The sequence below is a fragment of the Stenotrophomonas sp. YJH_SMC_58 genome, from assembly GCF_059369635.1.
This window is the reverse complement of record NZ_JCAFSW010000001.1, coordinates 237,229-253,400: the sequence shown is the minus strand read 5'-3', so window position 1 is coordinate 253,400 and position 16,172 is coordinate 237,229. Positions and strand designations below refer to the sequence as shown.

At 67.1% G+C, this 16,172-nt stretch carries 10 protein-coding genes; 4 read left to right on the top strand and 6 right to left on the bottom strand.

The window, feature by feature from the left end; genetic code table 11:
- Positions 1–153: 153 nt before the first annotated feature.
- A complete protein-coding gene (locus AC5P68_RS01095; protein ID WP_049431239.1) occupies positions 154–975 on the top strand; it encodes a DUF3014 domain-containing protein in 822 nt (273 codons plus the stop codon).
- A 181-nt stretch (positions 976–1,156) separates the two neighbouring features.
- Positions 1,157–3,742, top strand: coding sequence for an ATP-dependent chaperone ClpB (gene clpB, locus AC5P68_RS01090; RefSeq protein WP_012481080.1), 2,586 nt, complete (start codon positions 1,157–1,159; stop codon positions 3,740–3,742).
- Between the two features lie 72 nt (positions 3,743–3,814).
- Here clpB and AC5P68_RS01085 read toward each other — a convergent pair whose 3' ends face one another.
- The 3 genes from AC5P68_RS01085 to AC5P68_RS01075 all read right to left on the bottom strand — a co-directional run bounded on the left by AC5P68_RS01085 (position 3,815) and on the right by AC5P68_RS01075 (position 6,779).
- Positions 3,815–4,615 (bottom strand): MipA/OmpV family protein, encoded by an 801-nt coding sequence (locus tag AC5P68_RS01085; protein ID WP_049451218.1) that lies wholly within the window; start codon positions 4,613–4,615, stop codon positions 3,815–3,817.
- A 140-nt stretch (positions 4,616–4,755) separates the two neighbouring features.
- Complete coding sequence (locus AC5P68_RS01080; protein WP_049403882.1) at positions 4,756–6,045, bottom strand: ATP-binding protein; 1,290 nt, start codon at positions 6,043–6,045, stop codon at positions 4,756–4,758.
- Positions 6,042–6,779 carry a winged helix-turn-helix domain-containing protein gene (locus AC5P68_RS01075; RefSeq protein WP_005414287.1) on the bottom strand — a complete coding sequence of 246 codons (738 nt, stop codon included), beginning with the start codon at positions 6,777–6,779 and terminating at the stop codon, positions 6,042–6,044. Before AC5P68_RS01075 ends, AC5P68_RS01080 begins: the two co-directional genes overlap by 4 nt.
- 182 nt (positions 6,780–6,961) lie before the next feature.
- Between AC5P68_RS01075 and AC5P68_RS01070 the strand changes: the two genes are divergently transcribed.
- Entirely contained in the window at positions 6,962–8,248 is a 1,287-nt protein-coding gene (locus AC5P68_RS01070; protein WP_005410771.1) for an O-acetylhomoserine aminocarboxypropyltransferase/cysteine synthase family protein, read from the top strand.
- 448 nt (positions 8,249–8,696) lie between these two features.
- Here AC5P68_RS01070 and ybaL read toward each other — a convergent pair whose 3' ends face one another.
- Together ybaL and AC5P68_RS01060 are read right to left on the bottom strand one after the other, a co-directional pair.
- On the bottom strand, positions 8,697–10,394 hold the full coding sequence (ybaL, locus tag AC5P68_RS01065) for a YbaL family putative K(+) efflux transporter (RefSeq protein ID WP_032958934.1): 1,698 nt from the start codon (positions 10,392–10,394) through the stop codon (positions 8,697–8,699).
- A gap of 200 nt (positions 10,395–10,594) precedes the next feature.
- Positions 10,595–12,982, bottom strand: a complete 2,388-nt coding sequence (locus tag AC5P68_RS01060) for a TonB-dependent receptor plug domain-containing protein (protein WP_049403876.1) — start codon at positions 12,980–12,982, stop codon at positions 10,595–10,597.
- 335 nt (positions 12,983–13,317) lie between these two features.
- Here AC5P68_RS01060 and AC5P68_RS01055 point away from each other — a divergent pair, with 335 nt between their 5' ends.
- Positions 13,318–15,183 (top strand): ABC-F family ATP-binding cassette domain-containing protein, encoded by a 1,866-nt coding sequence (locus AC5P68_RS01055; RefSeq protein ID WP_033832991.1) that lies wholly within the window; start codon positions 13,318–13,320, stop codon positions 15,181–15,183.
- Positions 15,184–15,261: 78 nt separating this feature from the next.
- On the opposite strand, the gene ampR is transcribed toward AC5P68_RS01055, so the two are convergent.
- Entirely contained in the window at positions 15,262–16,128 is an 867-nt protein-coding gene (gene ampR, locus AC5P68_RS01050; protein ID WP_164208830.1) for a LysR family transcriptional regulator AmpR, read from the bottom strand.
- Positions 16,129–16,172 lie beyond the last annotated feature (44 nt).

The window sequence follows — 16,172 nt, the reverse complement described above, 5'->3', positions numbered from 1 at the left end:
GTGCAAGGCGTACAGCCTCGCGCGAAGCATGCAAAGCAGGCGTGAGCGCGACACGGGTGCAGGCGAACCCCAACGGCAGCGGAACAGGCGGGGAACCCGTTGCAACCGTGGGGGTCACACCCTTTCCATGCGTGTAATACGAGGTGCTGCATCATGCAGAGCGGAAAGGCGGTCTGGCCCTGGGTGTTGGGTGTGGTGGTGATCGGTGGTGCGGGCGGCTGGTTGTTCCGCGATCAGCTGAAGCGCCTGGCAGACGGTGTTTCCGTGCCGGTGCAATCAACCCCCGCCAGTACCAGCGCGCCGCCGCAACCGCATGCGGCCGCAGAACCCGCGCCAGCACCGCCCGCGATCAAGCATCCGCTGGATACCGAGGCCGCAGCCGATCCGGCGCTGCCGAAGCTGGCTGACAGCGATACGGCCGCCTGGGGTGCATTGACCCAGTTGTTCCAGGGCGAGGGGCCACTGACCCTGCTGCTGCGCGATCATCTGATCCAGCGCCTGGTCACCCAGGTCGACAACCTGGACAAGCCCAGCGTGCCGCCGACTGCGCTGGCCGCGCGGCCGCTGCCGGGCAACCTGCAGGTCGAGCCGGGCGAGGGTGGCGAACGCATCGCCGCCAGCAACGCGGCGCGCTATGCACCCTACGTGCAGGCCTTCACCGCGCTGGACCCGGCGGCAACGTCTACCGCCTACAAGCGCTTCTATCCGCTGATCCAGCAGGCCTATGTGGACCTGGGCCGGCCCGACGGGTACTTCAACGACCGCCTGGTCGCGGTGATCGACAACCTGCTGGACACCCCGGAACTGGCCCAGTCCCCAGTGGTGCAGCGCGATGAACGCGGCCGCTACCGCTTTGTCGATCCCACCCTGCAGTCGCGCTCGATCGGGCAGAAGGCGCTGCTGCGGATGGATGCCGCCCAGGCGCGGGCGGTCAAGCAGCAGCTGCGGGCGATCCGCAGCGCGATCACCCGCTGAGCCCGTTCACCGCGTAGAACTGATCGGGATCAACGCGCCGACCACACCGGTTCCGGCATGCTGGCCGGAGCCTGACTGGCCTCGGGGTGCAGTCGCAGCCACCCTTGAAACCGGGTGGGGCAACCGCATCTTTCCAGCATCGCCGGCGCGGGCCGGCCCTGATGACCGATGAGGATTCGCAATGCGGATGGACAAGCTCACCTCGCGTTTCCAGCAGGCGCTGGCAGACGCACAGTCGTTGGCCGTGGGCCGCGACAACAGCATCATCGAACCGGTTCACCTGTTCAGCGCGTTGCTGGACCAGCAGGGTGGCAGCACGCGCCCGCTGCTGGCCCAGGCCGGGGTGAACGTGCCGGTGCTGCGCGAGCGCCTGACCGAGGCGCTGGATGCGCTGCCGAAGGTGTCCGGCCAGGCCGGCAACGTCTCGATGGGCAACGATCTGGGGCGCCTGCTGAACCAGACCGACAAGCTGGCGCAGCAGCACGGGGACGCCTTCATTGCCAGCGAGTGGTTCGTGCTGGCGGCGCTGGACGACGGCGGCACGCTGGGCATGGCGCTGCGCGCCGCCGGTGCCGACAAGACCCGCCTGCAGGCGGCCATCGACAAGCTGCGCGGCGGCGAGAACGTGCAGTCGGAGAATGCCGAGGAACAGCGCCAGGCGCTGGAGAAATACACCATCGACCTGACCGCGCGTGCCGAGAGCGGCAAGCTCGACCCGGTGATCGGCCGTGACGAGGAAATCCGCCGCACCATCCAGGTGCTGCAGCGCCGGACCAAGAACAACCCGGTGCTGATCGGCGAACCCGGCGTGGGCAAGACCGCGATCGTCGAAGGGCTGGCCCAGCGCATCATCAACGACGAAGTGCCCGAAGGCCTGCGCGGCAAGCGCGTGCTGTCGCTGGACATGGGCGCGCTGATTGCCGGGGCCAAGTTCCGCGGCGAATTCGAGGAGCGCCTGAAGGGCGTGCTCAACGACCTGGCCAAGAACGAGGGCCAGATCATCCTGTTCATCGACGAACTGCACACCATGGTCGGCGCCGGCAAGGCCGATGGCGCGATGGATGCCGGCAACATGCTGAAGCCAGCGCTGGCACGCGGCGAGCTGCACTGCATCGGCGCCACCACGCTGGACGAATACCGCAAGTACATCGAGAAGGATGCTGCGCTGGAGCGTCGCTTCCAGAAGGTGTTCGTGGGCGAGCCGTCGGTGGAGGACACCATCGCGATCCTGCGCGGCCTGAAGGAAAAGTACGCCGTGCACCACGGCGTGGAGATCACCGATCCGGCCATCGTCGCGGCTGCGACGTTGTCCAACCGCTACATCACCGACCGCCAGCTGCCGGACAAGGCCATCGACCTGATGGACGAAGCCGCCTCGCGACTGCGCATGGAGATCGACTCCAAGCCGGAAGAGCTGGACCGCCTTGAGCGCCGGGTGATCCAGCTGAAGATCCAGCGCGAGATGCTGAAGAAGGAGAAGGACGAAGCCTCGCGGCAGCGCCTGGCCGATCTGGAAAACGACATCGACGGGCTGGAGCGCGAGTTCTCCGACCTCAATGAAATCTGGAAGTCGGAGAAGGCCGCGCTGCAGGGCGCGACCAAGATCAAGGAACAGGTCGAGCAGGCCAAGCTGGAGCTGGAGGCCGCGCAGCGCCGCCAGGATTTCGCCAAGATGAGCGAGATCCAGTACGGGCTGTTGCCGCAGCTGGAAAAGCAGCTGGCCGCGGCCCAGGAGGCCGAGCACAAGGACTTCAAGCTGGTGCAGGACCGCGTGACCGACGAGGAGATTGCCGAAGTCGTATCGCGCTGGACCGGCATCCCGGTCAACAAGATGCTCGAAGGCGAGCGCGACAAGCTGTTGCGCATGGAAGAGGTGCTGCACAACCGCGTGGTCGGCCAGGAAGAAGCGATCAAGGTCGTCTCCGATGCCGTGCGCCGTTCGCGTGCGGGCCTGTCCGATCCGAATCGCCCGGCCGGCTCGTTCCTGTTCCTCGGCCCGACCGGTGTCGGCAAGACCGAGCTGTGCAAGTCGCTGGCCGAATTCCTGTTCGACAGTGCCGACGCGATGATCCGCATCGACATGAGCGAATTCATGGAGAAGCACAGCGTGGCCCGCCTGATCGGCGCGCCTCCGGGCTACGTCGGCTACGAGGAAGGTGGCTACCTGACCGAGGCCGTGCGTCGCCGTCCGTACTCGCTGATCCTGCTGGACGAAGTGGAGAAGGCGCATCCGGATGTGTTCAACATCCTGCTGCAGGTGCTGGACGATGGCCGCCTGACCGATGGACAGGGCCGCACCGTGGACTTCCGCAACACCGTCATCGTGATGACCTCGAACCTGGGCTCGCACCAGATCCAGGACATGAGCGCCGACGACAGTCCGGAGGCCTACACGCAGATGAAGGCGGCGGTGATGGGCGTGGTACAGGCGCACTTCCGTCCGGAGTTCATCAACCGCCTGGACGACATCGTGGTGTTCCACCCGCTGGACAAGCAGCAGATCAAGCAGATCGCGCGCATCCAGATGCGCGGGCTGGAGAAGCGGCTGGCCGAGCGCGGGTTGAAGCTGGCGGTCTCCGATGCGGCGTTCGACCTGCTCGGCAACGTCGGCTTCGATCCGGTCTATGGCGCGCGCCCGTTGAAGCGTGCAATCCAGTCGCAGCTGGAGAATCCGCTGGCGCAGCAGATCCTGTCCGGTGCTTTCGTCAACGGCGATACCATCGAAGTCGGAAACGACGGCGGCCGCCTGGTGTTCGCCAAAGCGTGATTCACACGGGGCGCTGCTTGGCCGCAGCGCCCCGTTTCCTGCGAAGTGGGTCGGGCCATGCCCGGCGCTCACTCAGAAGCGGTGCGTATAGCCGCTCATCAAGCCGAACTGGTTCGCCTTCTGCACGATCGGGCTGTCGGCGGCATCACCGAGCAGGCGCGTGCCTTCGGCCGAGATGTACCAGTTGCCGTTGCGGCCCACGCGGTGGCTCCACTTCAGACCGACACCGGCACTGACCAGGCCGGCCTTTGGCTTGTGCTCGGCAAAGCCGGTACGCGCCGCCTGTTCCGGGCTGACGCCGTACCAGGTCTGCATGTAGCCGCGGTTGCCGTAGTCGGTGGACACGCTGCCGCTGACCACGCCACCGGCCAGGTCGAACAGCGGCATGCTCAGGTTCAGATGGATCTGCTGGGTGGCCAGGCCGTTCTCGGCCTTGTCCTCGTCCTTGCGGGTGAACTGCCAGGAGCCGCTCAGCACGGCTTCGCCCAGCGTATAACCAGCCGAGATGCCGACCAGGGGACGGGCATCGATATCACCCATGCCGCGCAGGAAGTCGGAACCGCCGAGCAGCGAGTCCTTTTCCTTGCGGATGCCGCTGGCGCCGACATACGCGCGCACGCGGGTGTGCTCGCCGATGGAGGTGCCCCAGCCAATGCCACTGGTGCCCAGAAACCATCCACCCGGCGAGGTGACATCAAAGGACAACGACGGCGTCGCACGATACTCCTCGCTGCCGCTGTAGCGCGGCGCCACGCCACCGCCGGCAGCGACCTCGAAGGTCCAGTGGTCATCCTTGGCGTGGGCGATCGGTGCGGCGAACAGCGGCAACAGGGCCAAGCAGAGCAGGGCGGGGGAACGGCGAAGCTGGGACATGGAAACTCTCGACAATGGGAGGAAGGCAGCACGCGCATCCGGCGAGTGCTGCAGGGTCGCTAGCGTGGCGATACTCCGGCGACCGATCCGTCCGCAGTTGTGCGGGAGTTGTAATCAACTGTAATTGCGCCCAAGGGCGTTCAGCTGGCAGCCAGCGGCCAGTGCATTTCCATGCGCGCGCCGCCCAACGTGGCGCGGCTGATGCGAAGCTCGCCGCCGTGGCGGACGGCAATGCGGCTGACGATGGCCAGGCCCAGGCCGAAGCCCCCGGTATCGCGGCTGCGGCTGTCATCCAGGCGGGTGAACGGGCGCATCACCTTCTCGCGATCGGCTTCGGCAATGCCGGGACCGTCGTCATCCACACGCAGGCAGGCGCGGCCGCTGACACCGACCAGCGAGACTTCCACCTGCGAACGCGCATGGCGCAGCGCATTGCCCACCAGATTGCTGAGTGCCAGCTGCAGCAGGCGTGGTTCGGCATCCACCCGCGGCAACGCACTGGGCTGCACGCGCAGTACCACCCCGGCACGTTCGGCATCACGGCGCGCATCGGCCAGGCAGGCCTGCAGCCAGTCATTGGCTTCGATGCGCTGCATCGGCTCGCCCTCGCTGGGATGCTCCAGCCGTTCGTAAGCCAGCAGTTCGCTGACCAGCCGGTTGAGCTCGGCCAGGTCACCGTGCAGGCCCTGCGCCAGCCGTTCGCGGCGTTCGCGGTCATCGCTGTCCTGCATCAGGTCCAGGCCGAAGGCCACGCGCGCGATCGGCGTGCGCAGCTCGTGCGAGATCGCATGGGTCAGGTCGCGCTGGCGCTGCACCAGTTCGGCCACGCGTGCCGCCATGCGGTTGGAGTGGTCGACGATGACCCGGATCTGCGAGCGTGGCGAGACCTGTGCACGTGCCTGCAGATCGCCCGAACCGATGCGGTCGGCATGCCGGCGCAGCGCTTCCAGGTCGCGCCAGAGCAGGCGCACCCACGCGTACAGGCTGGCGCCCACCAGCAGCAGGATGCTGAGGTAGGCGGCGATGGTCATGTACGTCGTCATCTGCACCGCGCCAGGCAGGCGCAGGTGCAGCCAGCGGCCATCGCTGCCCTCGATGGGCAGCAGGACCTGCTGGTATTGATCGCGCACGATGAAACCATCGGCCTTCACGGCCACCTGTTCCTGCGCGTCGAGTGCGGGAGGTTTGTCGAGCAGGGTCAGGGCGATGCCGTAGTGTGGCTGCCACTGCTGCAGGCGCTCACGCTGCTGGTCGGCATCCAGGCCGGCCAGGCCACTGCGCAGGGCGTACACCTGACCACGCACCTGCTGGACGAAGACGCGATCCTGCACGGGCGTGTAGATGCCGTCCAGGATGTGGTTGAGGAAGAACACCGACACCAGGAAGCAGGCACCCGTGATAAACCACAACCACAGGAACAGCCGCTTCATGCCGTCCAGGCCGACGGATTGAACTGGTAGCCACGGCCCCACACGGTCTTGATCCGCCGCGGCTCGCGCGCATCATCGCCGAGCTTGCGGCGCAGCTTGCCGATGCTGACATCGACACTGCGGTCCAGGCCGTCAAAGCCGATGCCGCGCACTGCCTGCAGGATCTGGTCGCGCGACAGGATCTGCCCCGGCTGGCTGGCCAGCAGCCACAGGATCTCGAATTCCGTGGTGCCCAGCTCGACCGGCTGACCGTGCAGGTGCACTTCGCGCTGCATGCGGTCGATCAGCAGTTCGCCATGCATCAGACGGCTGGGTGTGCCGGTGTTGCTGCTGCCATGGCGGCGGCGCAGCAGGGCGCGCAGGCGGGCGAGCAGCAGGCGCGGCTCGATCGGTTTGTGCACATAGTCATCGGCGCCCGATTCCAGGCCCAGCACCTGCTCGATGTCGTCTTCGCAGGCGGTCAGCATCAGGATCGGCACGTCGGAGAAACTGCGGATCTGCCGGCACACATCGATGCCGCCGAGGCCGGGCAGCATCAGGTCCAGTACCACCAGCTCGGGCGCATGCTGGCGGCAGGCCGCGCCGGCAAGGTCACCGCGCGCGACATGCTGCACGGCGAAACCATGTTCGTGGAGATAGTCGCTGACCAGCTCGGCCAGGCGACGGTCGTCCTCCACCAACAAGACCTGGGTCGGGGTGCCGTTGGCGGTGGGTGTCCAGGGGGATGGCTGCATGCGCGTGGGGCCTCCGTGCCCGGGCAGGAGCGCCCGGCGGCGAAGCCTATCAACGCCCCGTGACCGCTGCCTGAATCGCGGCCAACCTGATAACCCCCGGTATGGACGTCATCGCCAGCAGCTTTCAGCGGCCGGCGACGGCTGGCCTATGGTGGCGGTTTCCCCGGATGGAGCCTGGCGCAATGAGCGACCCGCAGTGGCAACTGGAAACCCTGGCCGTGCACGGCGGCTACCGTCCCGACCCGACTACCCGCGCGGTGGCGGTGCCGATCTACCAGACGGTGGCGTATGCCTTCGATGACACCCAGCACGGCGCCGACCTGTTCGACCTGAAGGTACCGGGCAATATCTATACGCGCATCATGAACCCCACCACCGACGTGCTGGAGCAGCGCCTGGCCGCGCTGGAAGGCGGCATCGGTGCGCTGGCGCTGGCCTCAGGGCAGGCCGCGATCACCTATGCCATCCAGACCATTGCAGAGGCCGGCGACAACATCGTCGCCTCCAGTGCGCTGTATGGCGGCAGCCTCAACCTGCTGGCGCACACCCTGCCGCAGTACGGCATCCAGGCGCGCTTTGCTGATCCGGCTGATCCTTCCGCGTTCGCCGCGCTGATCGACGAGCGCACCAAGGCGGTGTTCGTCGAATCCATCGGCAACCCGCGCGGCAACGTCACCGACATCGCTGCGATTGCGGAGGTCGCGCATGCCGCTGGCGTGCCCCTGATCGTCGACAACACCGTGGCCACGCCGTTCCTGCTGCGCCCATTCGAGCACGGCGCCGACATCGTGGTGCATTCGCTGACCAAGTACTTGGGCGGCCACGGCACCAGCCTCGGCGGCGCGATCATCGATTCCGGCCGCTTCGACTGGACCGCACAGCCCCAACGCTTCGCGCGGCTCAACCAGCCCGACCCCAGCTACCACGGCGTGGTCTATACCGAAGCCCTGGGGCCAGCGGCCTACATCGGCCGCGCGCGGGTGGTGCCGCTGCGCAATACCGGTGCTGCGTTGTCGCCGTTCAATGCGTTCCTGATCCTGCAGGGCATCGAGACCCTGGCCCTGCGCATGGAACGCATCAACGCCAACGCACTGGCTGTCGCGCAGTTCCTGAAGTCACACGCAAAGGTGGCGTGGGTGCGCTATGCCGGGCTGGCCGACGATCCCGAGCACGCCGCCGCGCAGCGCTATCTGGGTGGGCACGGCTCGGGCGTGCTGACCTTCGGCCTGCCGGGCGGGCGCGAGGCAGGCGCACGTTTCCTTGACGCGCTGAAATTGTTCACCCGCCTGGTCAACCTCGGCGATGCGAAGTCACTGGCCACCCATCCAGCCTCGACCACCCACCGCCAGCTGGATGCCGCCGAACTGGCCAAGGCTGGCGTCAGCGAGGACACCGTGCGGCTGTCGATCGGCATCGAGCACATCGGCGACCTGCGTGCTGACCTGGAACAGGCCCTGGCCGGCGCCTGATAGCCACACGCTTGGTCGTCATCGCCACAGGCGATCACCACCGGCGCTGCAATGCGCTACGGTGGAACTGCCTCTCCAAGGCGTGGCAACGTGGCGATCCAGATCCCCGGTCGATGCGGGTCGACCGGGGATTTTTTGTTTCCGGGGTCAGATCCGTTTTCCTGCGGAAAACGGATCTGACCCCATGCGCCGCCGTGTCGACCAAGGTCGACACCTACCAGAGCAGAACGCCGTTCCGGCAGATCGCAGGAATCTGTCGAAGGCGGGGTGGGTCCGGTTGCAGGGGCGTGAGCGCCATGGATGGCGCGACCGAGCCTCCATGGACGGATTCACGGCGTCCCCTGCAACCGGACCTACCCCGCCATCCCACGGATAGTCAGCTTTTGCCTTTGCCTTTGCTGTTGCCTTGGCAGGTGCAGGGCTGCAAGCCCTGCCGCACCCACACCCCTCACACCACCGGAATGCTGTGCTGCCCCAGATTCCGGTACGGCGGCGTGGACATGATCATCTCCGCCAGCGAATACGCCAGCTCACGTTCGGCCATCACCGTGCCATCGGCACCGTGTTCCAGCAGATGCTTCACTTCCGCATCGCTGTGTGCGCGCGCCAGCAGGGTCAGGTCCGGGTTGATCGCCCGCAGCTTGGCCAGCGCCTCACCGGCTTCCAGCGGTTGCGGAATCGCCAGCACCGCAATCTTCGCGCGCTCCGGATGGGCCTCGGCCAGCACCCGGTCGGCAGCGGCACTGCCGCGGATCGCCGCCAGGCCCTTGGCGTGCGCCTGCTCGACGTGTTCCTTGTTGTCATCGATCACCAGCACCGGCACGCCACGGTCGCGCAGCACCTGCGCCAGTTCGCTGCCCACCCGGCCATAGCCGATCACGATGGCGTGGTCATGCAGGTCGCGCGACGGGCCGATCGCTTCGGGCGGCTCGGGTACCTGCGGAGACTGCTCCTGCTTGGCCTGCCAACGGTCGAGCAGGCCGAACACCAGCGGGTTGAGCATGATTGACACCAGTGCCCCGGCCAGAACCAGCGACTGGCCTTCCTTCGGCAGGATCTGCAGCGCCACGCCTAGGCCGGCGATGATGAAGGCGAACTCGCCGATCTGCGCCAGGCTGGCCGAGATGGTCAGCGCGGTGCTGGTCGGGTGGCCGAACGCACGCACGATGAAGAACGCGGCGGCCGACTTGCCGAACATGATGATCAGCACCGTGGCCAGCACCTGCCACGGGTGCTGCACGATGATGTTGGGGTCGAACAGCATGCCGACCGACACAAAGAACAACACTGCGAACGCATCGCGCAGCGGCAGCGAATCATGCGCGGCCTTGTGGCTCAGCTCCGATTCGTTGAGCAGCATGCCGGCAAAGAACGCGCCCAGCGCGAACGAGACGCCGAACAGCATCGCCGAGCCGAACGCCACGCCCAGCGCGATCGCCAGCACGGACAGGGTGAACAGCTCACGCGAACCGGTACCGGCGATGCGTTCCAGGATCCACGGGATGACCCGGCGCCCGACCACCAGCATCACCGCCACGAACAGGCCCAGCTGCACGAAGGTCCAGCCGATGTCGGCCAGCACGCTGCCCAGCGAGTGCGATTCCTTGGCCGCGTCGGGGCCGAACACGCCGGCCATCACCGGCATCATCACCAGTGCCAGCACGCAGGCCAGGTCTTCCACGATCAGCCAGCCGACCGCGATCTTGCCGCGCATCGTCTCCAGCAGGCGGCGTTCCTCCATCGCCCGCAGCAGCACGACGGTACTTGCGGTGGCCAGCGAGAAGCCGAAGATGACGCCATGGATGGCGGGCCAGCCCATCAGCGAGGCCACGCCCCAGCCGAGCAGGGTGGCCACTGCGATCTGCCCAATGGCACCGGGAATGGCGATGGCCTTGACCGCCATCAGGTCCTTCAGCGAGAAGTGCAGGCCGACACCGAACATCAGCAGCATCACGCCCAGTTCGGCCAGCTGGTTGGCCAGCGCCTGGTCGGCGACGAAGCCGGGGGTGAACGGACCTACGCAGATGCCAGCAACCAGGTAACCGACCAAGGGAGACAAGCGGAGCTTGTTGGCCAGCGCGCCGAAGATGAAGGCGAGCCCCAGGCCAACGGCAACGATGTTGATCAGGTCGGTGTCATGGTGCATCGGCACTCGCAGAAAGCAGGGGGATACCCCGATTTTCACCGAAGCGGCCAGATACGGCAAACCCGCCGTCCACGTGCCGTGGCCGGCGGGTTTGCCCACGCATTTCTCTTCTACCCCCGCCTTCGGAGCGCCCCTTCAACAAGAAGGGGCGCTCCTCCAGACGCGGCCCGGGGTTGCCGGCCAGCGGCCGGCTCTACCCCTTACCAGGTGTACTTGATCCGCCCGTACACATACGCGCCGTTGAAGCCGAACGGCGAGTAGTTGCTGTACGGCAGCATGCCGAAGGTCGAGTTCTGCAGGTCTTCGGTGCGGTCCGGGTACTTGTCCAGCAGGTTGTCGGCGCCTACGGTCAGGGTCCAGTTGCTGCTCGGCTTGTAGCTGGCCGAGGCATCCACCACCCATGCATCGCCGTAGGTCTGGTCGCGCAGCGCGGTGGCCGAGTTGCGCACAGTGAATTTGCCGTAGCGGGTGGCGGCCAGGCCCAGTTCCCAGTGGTCCGAACGCCAGGTGCCGCTCAGGATCGCCTTGTCGCGCGGGTAGCTGTCCTCGATGCGGCCAATTTCATCGCGACCGATCAGCGACTGGGTCAGGCCCAGCGTGCCGAACACCGGCGGGGTGCCACCGACGCGGCGCACTTCGGTGTCGTTGTAGCTGTACGCAGCGGTCAGCTCCAGGCTGCTGGCGCCGAACGGCACCGTATAGCTGGACACGAAGTCGACGCCACGTGTGCGCGTATCCAGGCCGTTGGTGAAGTAGGAGAACGCGGTCACCTGCGGCAGGCCCAGGGTGCCCAGCAGCGCGCTGGTGGCCGCGTTGGTGGTGATGCTGGACGACAATGCGATGCGGTCATCGATGTCGATCTGGTAGGCGTCGACGGTGATGTACAGGCGGTCGGCCGGCTGCAGCACCAGGCCCAGGCTGTAGGAGGTGGAGGTTTCGGCCTTCAGCGGCGAGGCGCCCAGCGCCTGCGCGGCCGGGCTGGTGGTCGGGAAGGTGCCACGCTCGACGAATACGCCATTGAGGAACTGGCTGGTGACTGCCTGGTAGCCCTGCTGCGCCAGCGACGGTGCACGGAAGCCACTGGAGGCGGTGGCCCGCAGCGCGACCTTGTCGGTGAATGCATAGCGCGCCGACAGCTTGCCGGAGAAGCGGTCGCCGAAGTCCGAGTAGTCCTCGTAGCGGCCGGTGATGCCGGCCGAGAACTTCTCGGTCAGGTCCGCTTCCAGGCCAGCATAGACCGCGTAGTTGTGGCGGTCCGCATGCACTTCATTGGTCGGGGTGAAGCCCGCGAAGCCCTGCGCGCCGCTGCCGGTGTACGAGTTCAGCTCGCCCGGGTTCTGGTCCCACTTTTCCTTGCGGTACTCACCACCGAAGGACAGCGTGACCGGGTAGGCCAGGCCCCAGTCCAGTGACTTGGTCAGGTCGGCATTGAAGATGTCCTGCTGGTACTTCAGCGTGCCGTCGTAGAACGAGCGCGGGCTGGTTGCGCCGAGGCTGTAGTTGATGCTGTTGCGGGTGTGGAAGTCGAGGGTGTTCTCGCCGTGGTTCAGGCTCAGGTCCCAGGTCCAGCCGTTGTCGGTGTTGCCCTTGACCCCGGCCACCAGCGAGCGGTCCTTCGAATACTGGTTGATCTCCGGCACGAAGCCGTCGGGGTAGGTCTGCGCCAGCAGCGCGCTCTGCCCGCTGTGGTTGCGCGAACGGTAGAACGCGAACGAGGTGATGTCGCGGTTGCTGAGCAGCGCGCTGGCGTAGCCGGTCACGTGGTCGCTGAAGTCGAAGCTGGCGTTGGCCGACGCGGCGGTGGCATCCACGCGCGGGTCGCCGACGATGAAGGTCTTCTGGCCGATGCTGGGGAAGTTGCCGGTGTTCGGGGTGGTGCCGCGGTACGGGCCGGCGCGGTTGCTCTCGTCCTGCTGGCTGATCTGGCCAGCCACGTGCACGCGACCACGGCCGTTGCCGAACTCGACGCCGGTATCGCCGGAGAGCTGGTACTTGTTGCCGTCACCGGCCGAGTACTGGCCGTAGTCCACGGCCAGGCTGCCGCCACGGCCGCTGCCCTTGAGCACGATGTTGATGACGCCTGCAATGGCGTCCGAGCCGTACTGTGCCGACGCACCGTCGCGCAGCACTTCCACGCGCTCGATGGCGGCAATCGGGATCGCATTGATGTCCACTGCCGACGAGCCACGGCCGATGCTGCCGTTGACGTTGATCATCGCCGAGGTGTGGCGGCGCTTGCCGTTGACCAGCACCAGCACCTGGTCCGGCGACAGGCCGCGCAGCTGCGCCGGGCGCACGCCACTGGTGCCGTCGGTCAAGGCCGGGCGCGGGAAGTTCAGCGAGGGCAGGGCGCGCGACAGTGCGGTGGCCAGTTCACTGGTGCCGGTGGACTGCAGCACTTCAGGGGTGATGATGTCGATCGGCGACTGCGATTCGGCGACGGTGCGGTCGGCCACGCGGGTGCCGGTGACGATCACCGTGTCCAGGGTGTTGGCGGCGGTGCCGGCCTGCTGGGCAGCGGCAACGAACGGAGAGCCACCGAGTGCGACAGCGACGGCGGCGGCGATCAGGCTGGTCTTGCGGGTCATCGGGATGGGGCTCCGGTTGGCGGGGGTGGCACCGGAATCGACATCACGGGGGTGAGGCGGACGGCGGTTGTTGCGGTGCGCAAGGCAGGAATTAACGGGATATTCAGTGCCTGTCAAATGGTTGCAACAGGAAAAAACGTTGCAGCAGCAACCATTTAGCGGCAGAGGGCAGCGGCGGGAGGTGGGGCCCGGGGGCTGCGCGGGGCCGACGAGGGAGAGAGTTGGCCTGCCGCCGCGCATCCCGGGGCGCGTCAAGTATTCGTTAACGCTAGAATTACGTCGCAGGAACAGTGCTCACCAGCACATTCCATCCGGTTATATGGACCCCTCCCCCGATGATCTCCCTTCGTAATTTCGCCTTGCGCCGCGGCGAGCGGCTGCTGTTGTCCAATGTCGACCTGACCCTGCACGCCGGTTACCGGGTGGGAGTCGTCGGCCGCAACGGTGCTGGCAAGTCCAGCCTGTTCGCGGCGGTGAAGGGCGAGCTGGAGGCCGACAAGGGTGACGTCGACCTGCCCGGCAAGGTCCGTATCGCCAGCGTGGCCCAGGAAACCCCGTCGCTGCCGGACCCGGCGCTGAGCTTTGTGCTGGGCGGGGATACCGATGTGGCTGCGGTGCTGGCTGAAGAGGCTGAAGCAACCGCGCGCGAAGACTGGGAGGCGGTGGCCAACGCGCACACGAAGATGGCCGAGATGGGGGCCTACGACGCCGAAGCGCGCGCCGGCAAGCTGCTGCACGGCCTCGGTTTCCCGGCCGAGACCCACCACCGCGCGGTGTCCTCGTTCTCCGGCGGCTGGCGCGTACGCCTGAACCTGGCCCGCGCGCTGATGATGCCCAGCGACCTGCTGCTGCTGGACGAACCGACCAACCACCTGGACCTGGACGCGGTGTACTGGCTGGAGCAGTGGCTGCTGAAGTACCCCGGCACCCTGCTGTTGATCTCGCATGACCGCGAGTTCCTCGACAACGTGGCCACCCACACCCTGCACCTGCACGGCGGCGGCGCCAAGCTCTACCCGGGCGGTTATACCGATTTCGAGCGCCAGCGCGCCGAACAGCTGCGCCAGCAGCAGATCGCGCACGAGAAGGAACAGGCCGAGCGCGCCCACCTGCAGAGCTTCATCGACCGCTTCAAGGCACAGGCCAGCAAGGCCGCGCAGGCGCAGAGCCGCATGAAGCGCCTGGCCAAGCTGGCCGGCACCGAAGCAGTGCGCGCCGAGCGCGAGTTCCGCATCGAGTTCGCGCCGCCGGCCAAGCTGCCGTTCTCGCTGATCCGCCTGAACCATGTCGAGGCCGGCTACGGCAAGGACGCAGTGATCCTGCACAACGTCGGCTTCGGTCTGGAAGCGGGCCAGCGCATTGGCCTGCTCGGCCCGAACGGTGCCGGCAAGACCACCCTGGTGAAGACCCTGGTGGGCGAGCTGGCGCCGATCGTCGGCGAGCGCATGGCGCACCCGGACCTGAAGATCGGCTACTTCGCCCAGCACACGGTGGAGTCGCTGCACGAAGGCCAGTCGCCGATGGAGCACTTCCGCGAGATCGCCCCGGACGCACCGAACCAGTCGTTCCGCGACTTCCTCGGCAAGTGGAACTTCCCGGGTGACCGCGCGTTCGAGCCGGTCGATGGCTTCTCCGGTGGCGAGCGCGCACGCCTGGCGCTGGCGCTGATCGCCTGGCAGCAGCCGAACGTGCTGCTGCTGGACGAACCGACCAACCACCTTGACCTGGAAATGCGCGAAGCGCTGGCCGAAGCATTGGCCACCTTCGAAGGCGCGATCGTGATGGTTTCTCACGACCGCCATCTGATCGGCCTGGTCTGCGATACCTACTGGCGCGTGGCCGATGGCGTGGTCGAGCCGTTCGATGGCGACCTGGATGCCTACGCCGCGTGGCTGCGTACCCGCCCTCAGGCGCAGGGCACCAAGGCGCGCATGGAACAGGTGGAAGAGCCGGTGGTGGTCAAGACCGCCCCGGTGGCGCAGGTGATGCAGAAGAAGCCGGTGAACCCGCACAAGCTGGCCGCCGCTGAAGCCAAGGTGGCCGAGCTGGAAGGTGCCCTGGCCGAGCTGGACCGCCAGCTGGCCGACCCGGCCAACTACGCCGATGCCACGCGCATGGCCGTGCTTGGCCGCGATCGCGAAACCGCCGCCGCGCAGCTGGAAAAGGCCGAAGCCGCTTGGATGGAACTGCTCGAGTCCTGACCGGTAGTGCCGGCCGCTGGCCGGCAGCGCGATGCGCCCACAACGATCAAGGGATGGCCGGCCAGCGGCCGGCACTGCCTACGCGCCCTGTGCCTGCAGCCATTCGCGGAAGCGCCTGGCCGGCTCACGTTCGGCACGCGATCGCAGCCGCGTCAGCCAGTAGCGCCCCAGCTCCAGCGTGGTGCTGAACGGCTGCAGCAGGCGACCCTCGGCCAGTTCCTGCTCGAACATGCGCAGCGGCAGCAAGGCCACACCGGCGCCACCGGCGGCCGCCATCGCGACCGTCAACGAGGAATCGAATACCGGCCCGCGCGCTTCCACGCCGCTGACCCCGGCCGCCTGCAGCCAGCGCGGCCATTCGTCGCTGCGGTAGGAACGAAGCAGCGGCAGCGTGCCCAGGTCGCGTGGCTGTTTCAGGCGCCGCGCCAGCGCCGGTGCGCACAGCGGTGCAAACGGCGCGTCGAGGATCGCCGTGCACGCCTGGCCCTGCCAGTCGCCATCACCAAAGCGGATCGCCAGGTCCAGCCCTTCTCCGGCCAGGTCGATGCGGTTGTTGTGGGTCTGCAGGCGCAGCTCGATGTCCGGGTGCGCTGCCTCGAACGCGGCCAGCCGTGGCAGCAGCCAGCCGGTGGCGAAGGTGCCGACCACGCCCAGGGTCAGCACTTCACGCGCAGGTCCGCCGGTGTAACGCGCGATGCTGGCGGAGATGCGCTCGAACGATTCGTTGAGCACCGGATACAGGGCCGCGCCTTCATCGGTGAGCGCCACGCCGCGCGGGAGACGATGGAACAGGCGGATGCCGAGCCGGTCCTCCAGCCCACGGATCTGGTGGCTCAGTGCGGCCTGGCTGACACACAGCTCCAGCGCGGCACGGGTGAAGTTCTGGTGGCGGGCGGCGGCCTCGAAGGCGCGCAGCGCGTTCAGTGGCAGGGCAGGGTGCAACATCGCGCAGTCGTGAGCTGGAGTGATGGATGATCCTAACGCTTCAA